The 19,727-nt window shown below is 42.7% G+C and carries 21 protein-coding genes and 1 pseudogene; 11 read left to right on the top strand and 11 right to left on the bottom strand.

The features are described from left to right. The first annotated feature begins 39 nt into the window (after window positions 1-39). Window positions 40-564, top strand: coding sequence for a flavodoxin FldB (gene fldB / locus F9Y84_RS02120; RefSeq protein ID WP_125250843.1), 525 nt, complete (start codon window positions 40-42; stop codon window positions 562-564). A gap of 45 nt (window positions 565-609) precedes the next feature. On the opposite strand, the gene F9Y84_RS02115 is transcribed toward fldB, so the two are convergent. After that, window positions 610-1,311, bottom strand: coding sequence for a tRNA1(Val) (adenine(37)-N6)-methyltransferase (locus tag F9Y84_RS02115; RefSeq protein WP_128731930.1), 702 nt, complete (start codon window positions 1,309-1,311; stop codon window positions 610-612). A gap of 67 nt (window positions 1,312-1,378) precedes the next feature. Here F9Y84_RS02115 and srmB point away from each other — a divergent pair, with 67 nt between their 5' ends. Both srmB and F9Y84_RS02105 read left to right on the top strand, forming a co-directional pair. Next, the gene (gene srmB, locus F9Y84_RS02110) at window positions 1,379-2,605 is read left to right on the top strand and encodes an ATP-dependent RNA helicase SrmB (RefSeq protein WP_147391065.1); all 1,227 of its coding nucleotides are present in this window, start codon (window positions 1,379-1,381) and stop codon (window positions 2,603-2,605) included. Window positions 2,606-2,888: 283 nt separating this feature from the next. Continuing rightward, window positions 2,889-3,101, top strand: coding sequence for a hypothetical protein (locus F9Y84_RS02105; RefSeq protein ID WP_147391066.1), 213 nt, complete (start codon window positions 2,889-2,891; stop codon window positions 3,099-3,101). A gap of 40 nt (window positions 3,102-3,141) precedes the next feature. On the opposite strand, the gene F9Y84_RS02100 is transcribed toward F9Y84_RS02105, so the two are convergent. The 3 genes and pseudogenes from F9Y84_RS02100 to F9Y84_RS02090 form a co-directional block, all read right to left on the bottom strand. Then, complete coding sequence (locus tag F9Y84_RS02100; protein WP_147391067.1) at window positions 3,142-3,639, bottom strand: GNAT family N-acetyltransferase; 498 nt, start codon at window positions 3,637-3,639, stop codon at window positions 3,142-3,144. Continuing rightward, the gene (locus F9Y84_RS02095; RefSeq protein ID WP_017420534.1) at window positions 3,636-3,908 is read right to left on the bottom strand and encodes a type II toxin-antitoxin system TacA family antitoxin; all 273 of its coding nucleotides are present in this window, start codon (window positions 3,906-3,908) and stop codon (window positions 3,636-3,638) included. Before F9Y84_RS02095 ends, F9Y84_RS02100 begins: the two co-directional genes overlap by 4 nt. Window positions 3,909-4,253: 345 nt before the next feature. Further along, window positions 4,254-4,640, bottom strand: a pseudogene (locus tag F9Y84_RS02090) (transposase); the annotation flags it as partial. Between the two features lie 409 nt (window positions 4,641-5,049). On the opposite strand from F9Y84_RS02090, the gene F9Y84_RS02080 reads away from it, so the two are divergent. The 4 genes from F9Y84_RS02080 (at window position 5,050) to F9Y84_RS02065 (ending at window position 7,245) form a co-directional block, all read left to right on the top strand. Further along, window positions 5,050-5,979: a DUF2971 domain-containing protein gene (locus F9Y84_RS02080; RefSeq protein WP_147390722.1), complete on the top strand. Its 930-nt coding sequence runs from the start codon at window positions 5,050-5,052 to the stop codon at window positions 5,977-5,979. Window positions 5,980-6,130: 151 nt separating this feature from the next. After that, complete coding sequence (locus F9Y84_RS02075) at window positions 6,131-6,541, top strand: hypothetical protein (RefSeq protein ID WP_147390723.1); 411 nt, start codon at window positions 6,131-6,133, stop codon at window positions 6,539-6,541. A gap of 175 nt (window positions 6,542-6,716) precedes the next feature. After that, window positions 6,717-6,965 carry a type II toxin-antitoxin system Phd/YefM family antitoxin gene (locus F9Y84_RS02070; RefSeq protein WP_005377003.1) on the top strand — a complete coding sequence of 83 codons (249 nt, stop codon included), beginning with the start codon at window positions 6,717-6,719 and terminating at the stop codon, window positions 6,963-6,965. Then, entirely contained in the window at window positions 6,955-7,245 is a 291-nt protein-coding gene (locus tag F9Y84_RS02065; protein ID WP_147390724.1) for a type II toxin-antitoxin system RelE family toxin, read from the top strand. The genes F9Y84_RS02070 and F9Y84_RS02065 overlap by 11 nt, the downstream gene beginning before the upstream one ends. A gap of 209 nt (window positions 7,246-7,454) precedes the next feature. Here the strand turns inward: F9Y84_RS02065 and F9Y84_RS22495 are convergent, their stop codons facing one another. From F9Y84_RS22495 to F9Y84_RS02045, 4 genes are all read right to left on the bottom strand, one after another. Further along, window positions 7,455-8,489, bottom strand: coding sequence for a S66 family peptidase (locus F9Y84_RS22495; RefSeq protein WP_147390725.1), 1,035 nt, complete (start codon window positions 8,487-8,489; stop codon window positions 7,455-7,457). A gap of 71 nt (window positions 8,490-8,560) precedes the next feature. Continuing rightward, the gene (locus F9Y84_RS02055) at window positions 8,561-9,766 is read right to left on the bottom strand and encodes an NAD(P)/FAD-dependent oxidoreductase (protein ID WP_128732582.1); all 1,206 of its coding nucleotides are present in this window, start codon (window positions 9,764-9,766) and stop codon (window positions 8,561-8,563) included. Beyond that, window positions 9,753-11,162 (bottom strand): FAD/NAD(P)-dependent oxidoreductase, encoded by a 1,410-nt coding sequence (locus tag F9Y84_RS02050; protein ID WP_225740681.1) that lies wholly within the window; start codon window positions 11,160-11,162, stop codon window positions 9,753-9,755. The genes F9Y84_RS02055 and F9Y84_RS02050 overlap by 14 nt, the downstream gene beginning before the upstream one ends. Further along, on the bottom strand, window positions 11,162-11,473 hold the full coding sequence (locus F9Y84_RS02045; RefSeq protein ID WP_125250854.1) for a 2Fe-2S iron-sulfur cluster-binding protein: 312 nt from the start codon (window positions 11,471-11,473) through the stop codon (window positions 11,162-11,164). The genes F9Y84_RS02050 and F9Y84_RS02045 overlap by 1 nt, the downstream gene beginning before the upstream one ends. A 376-nt stretch (window positions 11,474-11,849) precedes the next feature. Here F9Y84_RS02045 and F9Y84_RS02040 point away from each other — a divergent pair, with 376 nt between their 5' ends. After that, window positions 11,850-12,077 (top strand): hypothetical protein, encoded by a 228-nt coding sequence (locus F9Y84_RS02040; RefSeq protein WP_147390726.1) that lies wholly within the window; start codon window positions 11,850-11,852, stop codon window positions 12,075-12,077. Window positions 12,078-12,186: 109 nt separating this feature from the next. On the opposite strand, the gene F9Y84_RS02035 is transcribed toward F9Y84_RS02040, so the two are convergent. Both F9Y84_RS02035 and F9Y84_RS02030 read right to left on the bottom strand, forming a co-directional pair. Continuing rightward, entirely contained in the window at window positions 12,187-12,933 is a 747-nt protein-coding gene (locus F9Y84_RS02035) for an SDR family oxidoreductase (protein ID WP_147390727.1), read from the bottom strand. A 32-nt stretch (window positions 12,934-12,965) separates the two neighbouring features. Next, a complete protein-coding gene (locus F9Y84_RS02030; RefSeq protein WP_125250857.1) occupies window positions 12,966-13,454 on the bottom strand; it encodes a winged helix-turn-helix transcriptional regulator in 489 nt (162 codons plus the stop codon). A gap of 404 nt (window positions 13,455-13,858) precedes the next feature. Here F9Y84_RS02030 and putA point away from each other — a divergent pair, with 404 nt between their 5' ends. Then, entirely contained in the window at window positions 13,859-17,662 is a 3,804-nt protein-coding gene (putA, locus tag F9Y84_RS02025) for a bifunctional proline dehydrogenase/L-glutamate gamma-semialdehyde dehydrogenase PutA (protein WP_147390728.1), read from the top strand. Between the two features lie 74 nt (window positions 17,663-17,736). Here putA and F9Y84_RS02020 read toward each other — a convergent pair whose 3' ends face one another. Next, entirely contained in the window at window positions 17,737-17,991 is a 255-nt protein-coding gene (locus F9Y84_RS02020; RefSeq protein WP_125250973.1) for a helix-turn-helix domain-containing protein, read from the bottom strand. Window positions 17,992-18,218: 227 nt separating this feature from the next. Here F9Y84_RS02020 and F9Y84_RS02015 point away from each other — a divergent pair, with 227 nt between their 5' ends. Both F9Y84_RS02015 and F9Y84_RS02010 read left to right on the top strand, forming a co-directional pair. Continuing rightward, a complete protein-coding gene (locus tag F9Y84_RS02015; RefSeq protein ID WP_125250859.1) occupies window positions 18,219-18,902 on the top strand; it encodes an XRE family transcriptional regulator in 684 nt (227 codons plus the stop codon). A 14-nt stretch (window positions 18,903-18,916) separates the two neighbouring features. Continuing rightward, window positions 18,917-19,552, top strand: a complete 636-nt coding sequence (locus F9Y84_RS02010) for a LysE family translocator (RefSeq protein WP_128732619.1) — start codon at window positions 18,917-18,919, stop codon at window positions 19,550-19,552. Window positions 19,553-19,727: the final 175 nt, after the last annotated feature.

The following is a 19,727-nucleotide window of genomic DNA, read 5'->3' as shown; positions in this document are numbered from 1 at the left end:
GCGGCCATAATACCAGTCAAATTGAAAGTGATAAATACAATGCAAATTGGGTTATTTTACGGCTCCACTACCTGCTATACAGAAATGGCCGCAGAAAAGATTCAAGAAATTATCGGCAAAGACACCGTAACCTTATTTAACATTAAGGATGAGCCGTTAAAAAAAGCAGAGCAGTTTGACTTCCTAATTTTTGGTATCTCTACTTGGGATTTTGGCGAATTACAAGAAGATTGGGAATCTCACTGGGACGATATTGAAACCGTTGATTTAAGCGGAAAGGTCATTGCGCTATTTGGTATGGGAGATCAACAAGGATATGGTGAGTGGTTTCAAGATGCCCTAGGCATGCTGCACGATAAAATTGCACCACAGCAAGTGACTTTCTTAGGTTATTGGCCAAACAATGATGAATACGAGTTTGAAGCATCAAAGGCGCTTACTGAAGATAACGCTCATTTTGTTGGACTTGCGCTGGATGAAGATAGCCAATACGACAAAAGTGATGAGCGCATCGCCACTTGGATTGAGCAGATCATGACGGAATATACCGAGTTGGAGCAGTAGTGCTCACCGAGTTAACACGCCAACCGTGTTAACTCCCCCTCTCGTTTACATTTTTAAGTAAAACGCTTGGCACAAAGCAACGTACTCTTTGCTGTATTGATTATTTTCATCATAAATCACCAGCCTCTGCTCATCTTTAGTATGGTGAGCAAGTTTACTAAATAGCATCAAGCGCCTTGACGGTGCCTTTTTTGGAGTTGTGCTGATTGTACAGGCCGAAATGAGAGAGAGATTTCTTTTGTCAGCCAATTGATTAAACAGCAAACTTTCCTGATACGGCAAAATCACAGCCAACTGACCCTGAGGCGAAGTCAATCTTTCAAACGCAGACAATAAATCGTCAAAGCTTAGGCTGTCTGTATGCCGCGCTCGGTTTCTGGCAGGGTCTTGGCTTTTCAAGCTGGTGTTAAAGTAAGGCGGATTAGACACCATTAAGTCAAACTGAGTTTCGCATTCAAACGCTTGAATTGCAGTATCGCACAACTTAATGTCTGGCCATGGGCTATGGGTAATATTATATTGCGCATCAACGAGTGCCGCTTGGTCCAATTCAACAGCATAAATACTGCTATTTGGGTTGCGCTGCTTACACATTAACGCAACCAAGCCAGTCCCCGCACCAACATCCACAATTGACCTAGCATTCGATACCGGTGCCCAAGCACCAAGTAAGATCCCATCCGTTGAAACTTTCATAGCAGCATGGCGCTGCGTCACTGAAAATTGTTTAAATGCAAACTGAGACATCCTATACCTTTGAGAAAATGCAATAGCAACGTATAATTCCGCTATTGTCCTTTATTTGTGATGCAATATGCAATTTACTGAATTTGATTTAGACGGCAAGCTGATTAGTGCTATTAAGAAAATGGGGTATGAAACTCCTACCAGCATTCAACAGATGGCTATTCCTGAAGCCCTGATTGGTCGAGACATTCTCGCCAGTGCACCAACCGGTACGGGTAAAACCGCTGCATTCTTGATCCCTGCGATTCAGTATTTGCTAGATTTTCCGCGCAAAGAGCCAGGTTTTGCCCGCGTGCTGATCATGACGCCTACTCGGGAGCTTGCCTACCAAATACATGAGCAATGTGAGTTACTGGCAGCAGGTGTTCACCTCAAAATTGGTGTAGTAACCGGTGGTATTAACTATGGTACTCACAAAGAAATTTTTGAGAAGAACAACGATATTCTCATCGCAACACCTGGTCGCTTGATGGAATATCTAGAAACCGAAAACTTCCACGCTGAAAATGTTGAGCTGCTTATTCTAGATGAAGCCGATCGCATGCTAGACATGGGCTTTCGCAAAGAAATGCTACGTATTTGCTCGGAAGCAGTTAACCGTCGCCAGTGTTTTTTGTTCTCTGCAACATTGGAAGGCGAAAGCGTCGAGAAATTCGCTGAGCGTATTTTGCAAGACCCAGCACTACTTGAAGCGACCCCTTCTCGTAAAGAAAAAGGCAAGATCCATCAATGGGTTCATTTAGCTGACAGCTATGAGCACAAGGTTAACCTATTAGCGCAGTTGCTCGATGATGAAGAAGTCACTAAAGCCGTTGTGTTTGTTAAAACCCGTGAAAGACTTGAAACACTGGTGGGCGAACTATTTGCCAAAGGCATAAAAACAACTTGGCTACGTGGTGAAATGCCACAAGATAAACGTATGACTGCTATGGCAAGCTTCCACAGTGGCAAAACAAAAATTCTTGTAGCGACGGATGTTGCCGCCCGTGGTATTGATGTTGCAGACATCAGCCACGTATTCAACTTTGATATGCCACGCACTGCGGATATTTATGTACACCGTATCGGGCGTACCGGCCGAGCAGGGAAAAAAGGCACCGCAGTTTCTTTGGTTGAAGCCCATGATGTTGAAATACTCGGCAAAGTTGAGCGTTATACAGACCAAAAACTTAAGCGCCGCGTAATTAAAGGCTTAGAACCTAAACATAAAGAAGCCAAGGCACCGAAAAAGAAAAAAGATCCCGCTAAAATCAAAGCGAAAAAGAAAGCTGCCAAGGTTAAAAAGAAAAAGTAATAAAAAAACCAGCGTCAATACGCTGGTTTTTTTATGCCCAATTTGATCAAGTGCTAATCTGGATAAGCCTTAGATTTTTGACTTAGCAAAAACTCACATTCTCAGCTCTAGCATTTATTACTGCTGTATTTGCAGCGCTTTGTCGTGCGCGAGAACTCGGTTTAGTGTAGAGATACGCTTCGCGCTAAAAGTCGGCCTATCGGAAAACGCTTTTGACCAAAGTGATAGAAGTGTTTACATACTTTTTACTTCACTTCCTCAGCTTGAATGTTAATCTAGATGGGTGTCACTTATTTTTATACTTATTTTTATATTTTATAAAAGCTCGTTTCCTGAATCATACGCTATTGCAAAAAAATTAATTCTCGATGGTTTGAAAATCTCAGAGTCAGCGAATTATTTTGGTGAAGAAAAATATAATGAGCAAAAGCGTATGGAAGATGGTGCCGCTGCAATGCGTGAACTATTGCAAGGTATTTCAGCAGGAAAAATATAACAAGCCAATTAAGGCGGGACTGTTAAAGGCTAGCGGTTAACTAGCCTAAGCTTGCTCTCACATCTGCAATGGTGATGAAGAGCTTGTTTTCGGCATCATGAAATGCTTGAAAACCATAGCGTTCATAGAAATGTTTTGCTCCGTCTTTGGCATCAACGATAACAACTGGAAATGCAACGCTATCACTAGCTGCTAATAGTTTTCTGAGTGCGTCGATAAGCAGCCACTCACCAAATCCTTTCCCTTTGTATCGGTCATCGACAGCAAGGCGAGCAATCAGACCACCTGAGGTGGATGATTGGTGCTTTTTTTGTAACTTATCAGGCAATGCCTTTAAGTCAATTGGTGCCATTGTTAGCGTGTAAAAGCCGATAACATGTGAGTTGTCGCTATCATCTTCCAAAACAAAAGTTCTGGTGTTGTCCTTCTTTGCTTGCTGACTCGCCATTACTTTTAAGTAATTATTGAGAGCTTCGATGCCACAGTTGAATCGGTTTCTATCGTGTTTAGCTTTATCTAGAAGGACCGTATTCATCATTGAGTTTTGCTCTCGTATCGATCAGCAGCAGCTTTTAGTTTTGAGTTCTGTGTTGCAGGACGATCTAAAGCTTCCATGAGCAGCATCGCATCTGCTTGGCTCAGTTTTAAAGCCTGTTCACGTTCGATGACTTGTTTAGCTTTTTCGATTGCAGCGCTTAGAACAAACGAGTTGATGCTAGACATGCCGGCGATCGCGGCAGCCTTAGTAAGTAAGTCTTGTGTATCGACATCAACTCTAGCGGTGATGCGAGGCAAAGTAGTAGCCATAATGTTATCTCCTATTATGTCAAAATGTCACATGTGCATTATGGTCTTAAAGTGTGCAATAAGCAATCTTTGTGTCACTTTGGCACACAAACACAATCGGATAGCCGAGGGTATCTAGCCCTAAAAAAAGGTAAAAAAAGGACACCCATCACAATTAGCATCCAAATTGAGGTAGTGAAATAAAGAAAATATATAAACACCTCAATCACTGGGTACAAAAACGTTTTTCGGTAGGCCAGTTTTTAGCGCCCAAGCGTATCTCTACACTAAAACTGGGTTATCGCGCATGACAAAGCGTTGTAAATACAACAGTTATAGACTTTCGAGTTGATAGTGTTAGTTTTGTTAAGCCAACAAGCGCTCGCAGTTTGTTAGGTTTGTCCGCCGTCGCTTTTGCAGTGTTTCACAGTAAGCGGTTACTGTTCGCTCTCGACCAACTGCACCGGGAAACACCCGAGAAAATTGCGTAGTGAGTTTTATCCAGTTCTCAGGCTCTATATTTAGGCGAGTGAAAATGTGTTGAAACTCAAAGATATAACCGCGTTTATCTACTCGAATACAACGGCCTGTGAGTTCAACCAATTCAATATAGGATTTGAGTTCAAAAGGCAGGCCTTTTGGCATATGTTTTCGTGGGCTGCCCACAAAGCGTAGTAGGTTTTTTGGTTGCTTTCCCAGCTCGGCGTGGTCGATGCGTTTTTTGATGCTGGTGTAGTCTGAGGTTTCAGGCGTAAACAGCGATGACATTCATTGTTATTAGCGGTGGGTGTCATTAGTTTCTGTACTTTTGACCAAAGTGATAGAAGTGTTTACATACTTTTTACTTCACTTCCTCAGCTTGAATGTTAATCTAGATGGGTGCCACTTATTTTCTCTGCCATTCCTAAATCGAAAATGCCCCAAAACAAGCTAGAAAACTTTGCTCAACGGGGTATCATCGGTTCTAACCAAATATTGCTTAGTCAGCATAAATTTGACGATATGGTTTAAAAATGGCGAACGAGCTCTCATTGAGTTAGCTCTGAAAGTTGACTGTATTTATATACAGTTTCGCCGTACTTCTCCTATAGTCAAGAAAACAACCCATTGGGTCGATATTAAATTGTTATGTTCTCGAAGGTCATTTAACATTGGAGTTGTAGTGAAACTTTTATATAAATATATGTCGAATCCTGAGTATTTTCTGAAAGAAGGCTATATCAGAGCTTCTCAGTTATCTGCGTTAAATGATCCCTTTGAGGCTACCTATTGCAAAGAAGCTTTGTCTGACCTCTGTCCTCATTTTGAAATATGTGATTCACCGAGCGAGTTAATTTCCTATATTGAGGAAAACAAAAATAAAATTGGCGTGATTAGCTTAACTGAAGCTAAAGATAATTTATTAATGTGGTCGCATTACGCCAATGAACATAAAGGTGCGGTTATCGGGTTCTGGGCAAAATCTGCTTTTAACGGCAACATGTTTACTCATTTGCATGAGCCTAGACTTAACTCAACTAGCTTGTTTGAAGGTTTTGAAATGTTTCATGGTGAGTGCCTTCCTGTCATGTATCGAAAACAACCTAGATACCGTGTTGACCGTTTTGACTTTGATTATTCAAACATTTCAGCGGAAGGTCAGGATAGAATCCTATTCGAAATTTTCCAACAGAAAAGTGATGAATGGATTTACGAAAAAGAGCACCGAGTTACTCTTCGGTTAGATCAAGCTGACAAAATTATTGTGAGTGATGTTCATCGTTTGAAAAATAAACATGTGTTAAGCCAACTACTTGCTATAGGTAGCGAAGATGAAAATGGTAGGTTCACCGTTTATCTGGATAAAATATCAGATGAAATAGTACGAGAAGCATACGCTAACAATTTGGTTGAACTTAGTTTTGATCCTAGTAGTTTATATCTATTTAAAGTAGGTCATGTTAACTCCATAATCTATGGGTTAAATGTTAGTCAAAGTACGATCGATAGTTATCAAGAGGATCTCCATAACTATCGTCACATAGAGCAATGGAAAGCATCTTTAAATCATGACTTTTATACTTTGGAGTTCAGCGAAATAGAACGAACATAACAATCTGTTTAAGAGTGATTCGCAACGCTTGGTATTTTTGCTATGCGTTGCGTTTAGGTGTTTAAGGTGTTATGCGGCGGCATCGGTATTGCGTTGCTCACACCTTAACAGGGCGTTGGTACCTTCATCACTTCTTAATTAAAGGTGAATCATGAGTAACTCACTGTCTCTCAAAGACTGGATCGACTTGTTAGAAAAAAACCACGATAAAGTAGTTACCTTGTGGACTATGTATTTAACATTTGTAGTAGCAATATCCGCAGGAGTTATTAGCTTAGGAGAGAAACTCAATACAAGTGGAAAATATCTAGTAAGTATTTCTTTCTTGATCTTCGCAATAATACATTTGGTTGAACTGATGCGCCGTTATAAAGCCATGAACGTAATTTCTATCGAAATTAAATCTATTAGTGAAAGTGATGAAAGCTTGTTAGATAGTTCCAAAAACTGGCTAACAAATATAAATGTTGTGTCGCCAAGTATTGTCTTCGGCATTAGCATTGTATCGACACTTTTGGTGATGATATTGATAAACTATTTACCTTCTACCATAGGTACATAACGCCGCGTTAAGGGATGCTGGCACGCAATACAAAAGCCTCTGCAACGCGCCTTAAACACTGAACTCAACGCATATTAAAAATGCCACGCGTGCCAAATCCCACTTGAACGCCTTGTTATACCGCTTGGTTGAGGCTAAAATGACCAACATAAAGACCACCTAAGAGACCGATTATATGACCACTAGAATTTTAGCCGATGTTGCTGCAAGCATTACTGAGTTGAAAGCTAACCCTATGAAAGTTGCAACTAGTGCTTATGGCGAACCTGTTGCTGTACTAAACCGAAATGAGCCGGCATTTTATTGCGTACCTGCCGAAGCGTACGAAATGATGATGGACAGACTCGAAGATCTTGAACTACTAGCTATCGCTAAAGAGCGTGAATCTGAAGAAAGCATTTCGGTAAATATTGATGACCTATAAACTCGACTTTAAAAAGAGCGCACTCAAAGAGTGGAAAAAGCTTGGCTCTACTCTACAACAACAATTTAAGAAAAAGTTAATCGAGCGCTTAGATAACCCACATGTTCCGGCTTCAGAGCTTTCTGGAGCTGACAACATGTATAAAATTAAGTTGCGTCAATCGGGCTACCGTCTCGTCTACAAAATTGAAGACGATGTCATCATTGTAACCGTCTTAGCAGTCGGAAAACGCGAACGTAGCGATGTTTACCGTAAAGCCATGAAAAGGCTAGATGATTGATCACGGTATAACAAGATGATTAAGCTATTGGGCGTCTTATCATGACGCTAGCCCATAGAATTTTTATGCGGAATTCACCTAATACAGCCAATGAACCAAAGCGTTTCTGTCCAAAAGAGTTTTGAAGCGAGCGTCTGTTTCTCGCTCATAACAGCCAATCAGATAAGGCCTAAATCCTTCACCTTCGCAATAAGGTCGAACATGAGCCATTAGAGTAAGTCAAATACCGGCTCTATCGCCTCTAGACTGAAGTTGTCCAGCTCCAAGCGGTGCTGTATTCCTAACGGCAAAATCCACTGCGGATCGGTATGGCCAAAATCAAGCCGAGTGATAATAGGTAAATCCTTACAGCCAAACTCATCGCGAACCACAGATACAATCACATCATCAAGCGCCGTCATCTCCTGCTCGCTGTAATCCCGGGCGCGGCCAATCATCAAACCGGATACTTTTTCAAACACGCCCATTACGCCATAGTTACGTAACCAAAACCGAACATAGTCTTGACTGGGTTTATCCTCAGAGGTCTCTAAGAACAACAATTTTCCCTGCCAAAATGACGGTGATGGCCAGTATTTCGTGCCTTTTAGCATCTCCATCACTTCAAAACAGCCGCCAAATAGCTGCCCTTCTACTTGTCCCGTCCCTTGCAGTACTTTTGGGCCATTTGTCGCGATTGTGGGATGTAATTTACCTACATTTTCTGGTATCGCCCACTCTGGATAGCCATGAGAATAGCTTTTAAATATTGGATAGTGGATTTCACCGAACAGTGCCTGCGCTAAATATGCTTGATATTCAGCACTAGCGTTGTGGTACTGGGAGAAACCGGCCATGACCGACGGGCCGTTAAAGGTGACTAGGCCCCATTGGTTCAGGAGTGTAGTGAGGGTAGAAAAGTCAGAATAGCCCATCATAAATTTGGGATTATTGATGATAACGGATTTGTCTAAATAAGGCAGGATCCGCGCTGAATCGGAGCCACCAATAGAAGAAATTATCCCGGCTACATTCTGATCTGCAAAGGCGTCATTAATGTCCTTTGCGCGTAACTGCGGCGATGAAAAAATCACATCTGCGGCCAGTCGCGTCGAGGGCATCTCTACTACATTCAGCCCAAGCGAACGCAGGTTTTTTACGCCTTGCTCAAAAATGTGGGGAAATGTGCCTGGGCCTCCCCAGCTAGGCGATACCACTGCGATGGTATCGCCTTTGTTTAGCCTCTTTGGCTTGAGTAACTGCACCGTAAATTTAACCTTAATAGCGCTTTTGGTATGTACTACCTATATCCTATTAAAGCATCTAAATCAACTGGTTAGTCAAACCTCTCAACTCGAAATGGAGTTAGGTCAACGGAGGTTGGCTTACCCATAACCAACTCTGTTATCAGCTTACCCGTGATTGCAGACATGAGTATTCCTGTTCTGAAGTGGCCACACGCATTGATATACCCTTCTACACCGTCTACATGTCCTAATATTGGCAGCTCATCAGGCGTACCTGGCCTGAGCCCAGCCCAACATCGCTTTATACTCGACTCTTTCAATACGGGTAAACACTTCATTGCACCTTGAGACAAGGTTTGAATTTTGTCTAGGCTATTGGTCGTATCAAAGCCTTTTTCTTCTGTTGACGAGCCAATTAAGATCTCTCCATTATCTTTTTGGGCAATATAGCAATCGCTGGTACTAATACAGCCATTCAATACCTTGGGCATACGCTCTGATAAAACAATTTGCCCTTTCACTGGGTATACCGGCATGTGCTTGTCCGTTGCTTGATGATAAATCTCATCAGCCCACGCACCAGCGGCGTTAACCAGCGTATTACAATATAGGGTATCCGTTGGTGTTTTTACCCCGATTACCTTGTGACCATCACGTAAGACTTCGACTACTTCGGTATTTAAAAAAAGCTCAACACCATTTTGACGCGCCCCTTCTGTGTAGGCGTCAACCAAGCGGTATGGATTAACTTGGTGATCGCAAATAAAGTCTATTGCACCAATTGCATCAGGCGTAATATAGGGCTCTTCTTCTCTTAATTGTTGCTGATCTAACCACCTTATTTGCGAAGATAAATGTGGGATCCCAGAAACAATACTGTCTGCATAAACTTCATCATCACGATTGTACATTATGAACTTGAGCCCAGTCCGCTCAAATTTAAAATCCACTTCGTGTCTTGTAAGCATTTCTTCGTGAAGCGCTGGATATAGCTCATTTGACTTCAATGCTAATTCAAAAAAGCACTCGGGCAGCTGGTGTGGTCGCAATGTTTCTGCGGCAGCGGTGTCACCTTCACTTTGCAATTTCGACAGCGTTTTAAAAAAGATGACCCCACAACCAAGCCCTACAGACTCGCCGATTGCCCACAGCCCACCAGCTGAAGCGCGCGACGCGTTTCCTGGCTTTTTTAAGTCTACTAGTGCTATCTTCAAGTCAGTATCACGGCTAAGAAAATAGGCACAAGCAGCCCCTATCACTCCGCCACCGGCAATAACGACATCATACTGCTTCATTATTATTCTCCAGTAATGTAAATGGTATTGGGTCGAGCGGAAATCTGGGTCTGATCACCCCAAGTGTTTCAATGTGCCCTTCTGCATGTAATCTATCTAGCGCATAGCTTGAACACATCTTTCCTTGGCAATCTCCCATGCCAATTCGGGTTCTCATCTTGATACTAGATAAGTCTTTTGCACCTTGCGCTAATGCGACATCCAGTTGTTGACGCTTCACTTGCTCACATCGGCAGATAACAGTATCAGGTTTAGTCAGAGCTAATAACCCTTCACGTCTTGCCGAAAAGCGGTCAAATCCGGCTCTAAACTTTTGCACTTGTTTACGTTGACGTTTTAGTTTGCGCATTCTGCGATGATACTGTGCTTCATTAAAGCAGTGCTGTTCATAAGCCAGTGCTGTCGCCGCAATTTTTCCTTCAATAATGGCAGCTTCGGCACCTAACAAACCATTACCATCACCACAAACATATACGTCATCTAGGCTACTTCGCAGGTTGTCATCAAGCATTGGTATGTAACCATTAGTACCAGTATATTGATGCGAAAGTCCTAGCAACATCGCCAACTGGGTTCTTGCAACAAATCCATACCCCACACCAAGGCTATCAACTTCTAAGTGCTGCGCTTTTGAGACATTTGCATGCCAATTCTCATCAAATGGTGCCACGGTGATCCCTGATAGTTGGCTTTGACCTTCAGCTTTGACAATACCGTATCCATACTTGAACGGGATTTGATGCTTTTTCAAATACGCCAACATACTTAAACCAGACAAAGTCAGTGTTGGCCGCTGCAAAAGTGCAACGGTTTCTTTTGCCAAATCGCTAAAACGGCTGGCTTCAAATACGCCAACAACTTGCGCTCCCGCTTTATGTAGCTGACAAGCAACCAAAGGCAATAGCGGCCCAGTTCCCACCAACGCAACTTTACGTCCGGGGCGGACTAAACCACTTTTTAGCTGCAACTGCATCCCACCCATTAACATCACACCAGGTAATTGCCAACCATCAAAAGGGACACTACGTTCATGGCAACCTGTCGCGAGAACTAGCTTGTTATATTCAATTTGTGTGATTTTCTCTTGAGATTGCAATAACAAACAATTCTTACCCTCAGGACCAAGCACTTTGGTTTGAAGTTGCAGTGTTATATCCTGTTCATACTGGGAGTATCGAACTTTAAGTGCCGCCATAGCGCGCTTCAAATTTTCATCCAAATGTGGCAATTTCGTGGTCTGGCGTAACGGCCCCCGATAAATTACCCCCCCGATTTTTGAAGCCTCATCAATTAAGGTACTTTTTAGTCCATATTTAGCCAGCTCTGCCGCGCAGCTCACACCCGCAGGGCCTGCTCCAATAATAACTATCTTTTCTGGTTGGTCAGCAGCCATCATCAAGCTCCCACCTGCTTAAAACGATTTTGTTTTGTTTCAATTTGCATATTTGGTTGCACCAAAGTTTGACAGGCTTTTTGTTTGTGTTGTTTATTAATAGTCACCTGACAACAGTGACAAACGCCCATCCCACAGTAAGCGCCTGACACCACTTGACGATCATTTTCCATAATCTGTTTGTAATTTGCTGCCAATAAAACCGATAGAACCGTTTCGCCATCACAGGCGTTAACTGCAATTTCATCAATTTTGATTTTGAACTGCAAACCCTCTGGTTCCGTTATATCTTGTGTTCTTGATAGTTCCGACATGAAACATACTCCTTCAATAAATTCGCACAAATTTTACTACTTAAACTTAAAAAATAAACATTTTATTTACTTTATTTACTGCAATTTGATCTGAATTAAACTTATAATTGAACCGCTATAACTTTGATCAATTCGGTGCAATGTATGCTTTGTTATCACTAAAGTTGTGCAATCCACGTGAACAAACAAGAATAAAAAGCATATAAATCATAAGCTTGAGTTTTGGCATAGTTCTTCCTTATTCCCTGTTGCATTCACACAAGGAGCAACATCATGAATACCATCTATCAAACTATGTATTTACTTTGGCATGTTGACGTTAGTGTCTGGCCCATACATGACACGACAATTACGCTCAGCAACGAGGAGTAAATTTATGACGACCTCAAAGTTAAAAACTGCAATACGTGCAGTTAAAAGTGATATGTTCACCCCATCACAAGCGGCGCAGACTTTTGGCATCCCAAAGCGAAAGTTATATGATGCGCTGCGCCAGTCTGATAAAAAACAGCAAACACATTGGCAGAAACTAATGCAAGAAAAAGCCAACCTTGAACGCAGCTTGGCGAAGGTTAATAGGGAGTTATATGAAAAGTTTATCTAGAGCAGCTGTATGAATAACAGCATACGAAGCACCTTAATTAACAATAATAAAGTTAGGACTTTCGTTGGTGAGCGTGGTAGCTATCATGCTCACCATCTTTTACTGCACGTTACTTACCACCAGCCAGATCAATAAACCCACCAGTTGTAAAACTTGCTTCATTACTGAGTAACCAAGCGATCGCATTGGCAACTTCTTCTGCGGTTCCACCACGTTTTAGCGGCAGTGCACTTGCAAGTCTATCGACTCTTTGCGGCTCACCACCATCAGCGTGAATATCGGTATAGATACAGCCTGGCCTTACACCATTTACGCGGATCTGCTCAGCGGCGAGTTCTAAAGAGAGACCTTTGGTAAAGCTGTCTATTGCTCCCTTGGCCGCGGCATAGTCCACATATTCATTAGCGCCACCTAAATAAGAAGCTGCCGACGATACATTCACAATAGCGCATTGTGATGGATTAGCGCTCAAACGCATGTGCTTGATAGCTTCACGCGCACAAATAAAATAAGGAGTAACATTATGGGTCAGCATTTTATTGATGCGCTCTGCGCTCATGTGCTCTACTCTCGTCTGAGTACTCAACACTCCAGCGTTATTGACCAAATGCGTTACCATGCCGATATCGGCTTTGATTTTATCAAACATCGTCACCACAGCTTGCTCATCGGTGATATCTGTTTGAACAACGTAAGCTTTACCACCACTGGTAATAATGCTGTTAGCGACGCTTTGTGCCGCTTGATGATTTTGTTTATAGTTGATGATCACCGTATAGTTACGTTGACCTAAAAGACGTGCGGTCGCGGCACCAATTCCACGACTTCCACCTGTAATAAGTACGACATTTTGCATTCACTATTCCTTTATTGGCTTAAACTAACATACTACTGGTAATTCAGCACTTCTACACCCATATCTTCTTTAACGTGTTCAATTACCATATACGTATGGTTAGTACCAACTCCCGGTATTTCAACAATTTGCCCCAACACTTCACGGTATTGGCGCATGTCCTGAACTCGGATTTTAACCAAGTAATCGAACCCTCCCGCCACCATGTCACAAGAAACAACATTGGGAATGTGGACTATATGCTGTTTGAATACTTCAAACACCGCTTCTGTTGAGCTCTTTAACGTGATCTCTACATGTGCGACTAAATGCTGTCCTAATTTTGCCGCGTTTAATCTGGCGGTATACCCTTCAATATACCCTTCCGCTTCAAGTTTTTTTACTCGATCAAGACAAGGACTTGGGCTCAAATTTACCTCTTTTGCCAAATTTACATTGGAGATCCGGCCATTGCGTTGCAACGCATCTAAAATCGCTAAATCAATGCGGTCAAGTACCCGAGTTTTAATAGAAGTCGTCATATCAGCATAAAATTTTGTGAGGCTGTGAGATTACCCGCAAATTTACCGTATTCCTTAAAAATAAAACAGCATATTCTGCTGTCTTTTCGATAGAATGCCCGCGAAATTAACGATAAAAGACAACGCTGTACATTTCACGTTTTTACACAGCCTTGTTTGAACATTTACATTGTGCATTCTGGCTAAAATTTGAACGCACCTCTAGGTGTGTTATGGTTAGCAATGTGACTGCATCATTTTGTCGTAATTGCGTCTATCTATAAAAGTGGAACTACATATTAATCCAACCTGCCAGCTTGGGTATGCTTTTATTTGGAATGGTAGTGCCGAGTTCACGTTAAGTGTAACTTTTTAGGTAGATTCGAATTACATGTATTTTTGACTCCAATTTTTGAGGGTTGCTTATGCTTTATAACGGCGATTTGACAACTAACTGTCCTATCCGACAAAAGATCCGTGACTTTTACCGCATTGATGAAAACGCAGTAATTGATCATATTTTACCTTTAGCTGAGGTAGGCGTTACAGCTCGAAGCCGAGCATGGGAACGTGCACGTCAAATGGTTTTAAATATCCGTAGAGATCAAGATGGTCAAAACGGCGTTGACGCGCTTTTAAATGAATTCTCTCTTTCTACCGAAGAAGGCGTGGTGCTCATGTGCTTGGCAGAGGCCTTGCTTCGAGTACCAGACAAAGCGACACAAGAAAGCCTGATCCGCGACAAGCTGGCAAAAGGTGATTGGAGCTCACATTTAGGTAGCAGTGACTCGTTATTCGTTAACGCGTCAAGCTGGGGGCTATTAGTTACCGGTAAAATGGTGAACTACTCAGACAAAAATAAAGAAGAGCAATTTGGTGTGCTTAAGCGCACAATTGGTCGTCTTGGTGAGCCTGTTATCCGTAAGTCTGTGAACTACGCGATGAAGATCATGGGTAAGCAGTTTGTAATGGGTGAAACCATTCAAGACGCCATCGTTCGTGCAGCTGATAAAGAACAAAAAGGATATGTATACTCGTACGACATGCTAGGCGAAGGTGCACGTACGATGAAAGATGCGGATCGCTACTTCCAAAGTTATATGAGTGCAATCCACGCTATTGGTAAAGCGGCCAAAGGTCGTGGCCCGGTGAAAAGCCCAGGTATCTCAGTTAAACTTTCAGCGATTCATCCACGCTACGAATTTACACATCGCGATCGCGTGATGAGCGAGCTTGTGCCTAAGTTAAAAGAACTTGCCGTTGCCGCTAAACAATACGATATTGGATTTACGGTAGATGCTGAAGAAGCCGACCGCTTAGACATCTCATTAGATGTAATTGAAGCCGTATTCTCAGACGAAGCGCTTGGCGATTGGAACGGTTTTGGCCTTGCGGTACAAGCATACCAAAAGCGTGCTATTTTTGTAGTTGAGTGGGTTGCCGAACTGGCACGTCGCGTCGGCCGTAAATTAATGGTTCGCCTTGTAAAAGGTGCTTATTGGGATACTGAAATCAAAACCACACAACAAGATGGTCTTGAGCACTTCCCTGTTTTCACTCGTAAAGCAACTACAGACGTTTCTTATAAAGCCTGTGCTATCAAGCTACTAGAAGCCCGCGATGTATTGTTCCCACAATTTGCAACACATAATGCGTATACCGCTGCGACTATCTTAGAAGTTGCCAAAGGCGACAATAAGGGCTTTGAATTCCAGCGTCTACACGGCATGGGTGAGTCTCTTTATGATCAAATCGTCGAAAACGAAGGTATTCAATGCCGCGTTTATGCGCCGGTTGGTCAGCACGAAGATCTACTCGCGTACTTAGTACGTCGCTTGCTTGAAAATGGTGCTAACTCATCATTCGTAAACGCGATTGTTGATACATCTAAGCCTGTTGAATCATTGCTCCCAGATCCTGTAGAAACACTGCAAGGTCTACGTAACCGTTATAATACACAGATTAAATTACCAATTGAGCTGTATGGTGATGAGCGTCCAAACTCAAAGGGTAAAGATTTAACCGACATCAACGATTTAGCGCCGTTCAAAGCAAACCTAGACAATTGGTTTAACGAGCACCTGATCGACGAAGCTCAAGTACCTGACGGCCATCTTGCAGTAAGAAATCCAGCCAACCACAAACAGGTTATTGGTGCTGTGCCTTTACACGATGAAGCATATATGCAGAGTGTATTAACAAATGCAGATGCTGCATTTGAAAGCTGGTCACAGACACCTGTAGAAGAGCGTGCAAATTTACTACGCCGCACGGCTGACATTCTTGAGCGTCATCATGACGAGTTAGTTGCCATCTGTATTAAAGAAGCAGGTAAAGTCACTCAAGACAGTATCGATGAAGTGCGTGAAGCTGTTGATTTTTGTCGCTACTATGCAGCCCGCGCTGAAGAGCTGTCTAAAGACGAGCGCTTTGAAGCCCGTGGCGTGATTTTATGTATTAGCCCATGGAACTTCCCACTGGCAATCTTCTTAGGTCAGGTGGCTGCGGCTATTGTGACTGGTAACACCGTTATTGCAAAACCTGCTGAACAAACCAGTATGATTGCACTACGCTGTATCGAGTTGATGCACACTGTCGGCTTACCTCAGCACGTGGTACAGCCTGTTATCGCTCGTGGTAGCGAAGTAGGTAAACATATTGTACCAGATGAACGTATTCAAGCTGTGATGTTCACCGGCTCAACTGAAACTGGTACGCTTATCTCTCAGATCCTTGCTGAAAGAAACGATATTCAGGTTCCGTTGATAGCGGAGACCGGTGGCCAAAACTGTATGATCGTTGATTCAACTGCACTGCCAGAGCAGGTTGTGGATGATGTGATTTCTTCAGGTTTCCAAAGTGCGGGTCAACGCTGTTCTGCCCTTCGCGTGTTGTTCTTACAAGACGATGTTGCAGACGGCATTATTGAGATGATCCAAGGCGCGCTTAAAGAGCTACATATCGGCGATCCATCGCTACTATCTACAGACGTAGGTCCAGTAATCGACGAAAAAGCACTGACGACATTAACCAAGCATGCAGAATACATGAAGGCTAATGGTAAGTTATTGTTTGAAGCGAAAATACCAGACAATAGTGAAAATGGCGCTTATTTCTTTGCTCCTCGCTTATATGAGATCTCTGATTTATCCGTATTGAAGCGTGAAGTATTTGGTCCTATTGTTCACATTGTGCGCTTTAAGGCTGAAGACTTAGATAACGTTATCGATCAGATCAATGGAACCGGCTACGGCTTAACCATGGGTGTTCATTCTCGCATCGAAGAGCGCTGCGAATACCTAGCTAAGATGTCGCGTGCGGGTAACGTGTATGTAAACCGTAATATGATTGGTGCAATCGTAGGCGTACAGCCATTTGGTGGCCGTGGATTATCTGGTACGGGTCCAAAAGCAGGTGGTCCAAACTACCTACTTCGCCTAGTGAAAGAGAAAGCATCTCCTGACAACGTACAAATGACCGACCTCACACCGGATGAGCTGGAGATCCACCATTTCCCAGGTGCAGTTGAGCAGGTTGAAAAATTAATGCGAAACTCTATGCGTGACGAAAAAATTTGGCGTCGTACCGCATTGAATGATCGAGTTTCTGCGGTACGTCAGTTACTTGCCAAGGTAGCAACAGTCGATATTATCGACGAGTTAGCTGATGACCTTGCGCTAACTCTGTCTGATGCACGTGCTCAGTTGAACCGTTTAGAAAAGCGCATGCGTACTTACACCACACTACCGGGTCCTACAGGTGAATCTAATACCCTTCACCTTGAGCCTCGTGGTTGCGTTGTTGTGTATGCTGACAAGAGCACTTCATTTAACTTCTGGGCAATCTCTATTATCACCGCGCTTGCTGCAGGTAATACGGTTATTACCGTTGCATCAGACTTATTCTATGAAGAAGCATTAGCATTTAGAGATAAGTTTATCTCTACTGGTGTTGCTGAAGGTGTTTTCCAAGTAGCGAAGCAAAATCAGCTACAAGCAATCTTGGCACATCCGCACCTTTCTGGCGCAGTTGTGGCAGCACGTTCTTCTCGTTTAGGTTACTTCTCACAGCAACTAGCTGAGCGTAAAGGCGCAATTCTTCCAGTGATAAGTGCCGAGTATTACGATACCTTAATTAATCGCCTTGTGACTGAGAAAACCATCAGTATCGATACCACAGCCTCTGGTGGTAACACGTCACTGATGACACTCGTTGAAGACGAAGAGTAATACAGTGATCTCAATCGCTATGTCTACCATAGCGATGTCACCTACCGAAGCCAGCGAAAGCTGGCTTTAATTTTTTACGCAGCTGTTGCTGTTCTTAGCCCCACAATCACATGTACGATATCCATTAAATAGACATCTTCTACCAAAGCAACGACGTCGTTCCACTTAGGATTGTATTCATTATTTTCCCAGCGTCTTAATGTGCGCTCTTCTATACCATAGCTTGCCGCTGACTCTGCCTGAGTAAACCCGCGACTTTTACGGGCAAATCTTAAGATAGCTGCACCAAGTGGTGCACGTTCAGAAACTAATGGTTGGCTCATTAACATCACACTCATTCCTTAAAATATTGCGCAAATAAGCCAAAATAAAACTAATCACTTATTTACGCAAACACTGACTAACTGCATCAAATGCGTAATTTAATGAAGATAATAGATCTATTTTTTACGCATTACAACTAATAAGTGGATCTTTTTTGCGTCACAAATGATTTTACTTCGTAAAAAATAGCTCATATAATGAGGGACATGTATTATAACTAAAGAGGCAACGCATGGAACAAAGTCTCATGAGCTTAGCTGAGCGCGTAGAATATGCGATCAAGCCAGACAGCATTAGAGCTTTTGCGTTAAAAATTGATGTATCAGAAGGGACGCTGCGCAGAATATTAAAAGGCGAAGATCCTAAATTAAGTGTTATAGAGCGCATTGCAACGCAAGCAAATGTTGACCTAATGTGGTTAGTCACTGGCGTACCGGTTGACTGCAAAACGCCATCTCCAGTCATTCAGCAACATATTTCTCTAGATGAATTCAATGAAGACTTCGTTATTGTCCCTGGGTATCACGTTTCTGTTAGTACAGGACATGGTGCATTTAACCAAAGTGCAGAAGTCGCACGTTATCTCGCATTTAGAAAAAAGTGGATTGAATTTAAAAATCTCGACAAGTCACAACTCGTCGTGGTGTTTGCCAAGGGCGACTCTATGGAGCCCACCATTCATAACAACAACACTATACTAGTCGATCTCTCAGATAAAAAGCTCAGTGAAGGGCTGATTTACGTGGTGCGACTTGGTGAAGAGCTTTATGCCAAACGCTTGCAACAAAACTTTGATGGCTCAGTGCGCTTGATTAGTGATAATAAAGAGTACAAAGAGCAAGTCGTGATGCCGAATGAATTAGAGCAATTGGAGATCCTCGGCAAAGTGGTATGGATTGGTAAGGATCTCATATAACGATAAGCGCTATGATGCTAAACCCTGAATACTTATTTTCATTCTTAATCGCCAGCACCGTGATTGCTGTTGCGCCAGGCCCCTCTAACGCATTTTTGATGGCGCAAACTTTTACTAATGGCCGTGCTGCTGGCATGCAAAGCGCATTGGGCTTTGCACTCGGTGGCGTGATCCACACCATTTTTGCTGTGGTAGGTTTGTCAGCACTACTAAAAGCCTCAGAAGCAGCCTATACCACAGTACAATATCTCGGTGCAGCTTATCTTGCTTATCTTGGCATCATAACGATTAAGGATACGTTAGGCCAAGCCCAGCTGGCCTGTGAGGATAAACCGCATGTAAGCACAAAAAAGCCTAAAAATGTAATGCTGCAAGCCATGATGACTGAAGTGTTAAATCCAAAGGTTGCACTTTTTTTTATCGCTTTTATTCCTCAGTTTGTCGATAGTAATTTAGCAACTTCAACCACGATGCAGTTGGCGATGTTTGGCTTACTTTATCCTATCTTAGCCTTTCCAATAGACTGTATGTATATCTATGGCGGCGATAAAATTGCAGGATATTTTCGACAACACCCAGCCGCGCCCATTTGGATTGATCGTATTTCAGGATTAATTTTTATTGCGCTAGCTGTCAACTTATTACGCTAATTGATGATACTTCTCGTTTTTAGGGGCTGTCATACCTATTAGCATTAATAGTTGCTCAATTTGAAGACGTAACACTGACGCTAACTGCGTTAAAAATTTCCTATTTAGAACAGCTAAATAGCAAAGTTTTCGCCTTGCCTACATCCATGTCGGCAAGGAAAGCTTTTTACCCCAA

Origin of the sequence: Pseudoalteromonas peptidolytica (assembly GCF_012641745.1) — a bacterium.
In the GTDB taxonomy this organism is placed as follows: domain Bacteria; phylum Pseudomonadota; class Gammaproteobacteria; order Enterobacterales; family Alteromonadaceae; genus Pseudoalteromonas; species Pseudoalteromonas peptidolytica.
Note: the sequence above shows the minus strand (reverse complement) of the source record. Positions and strands in the feature narration are given on the sequence as shown.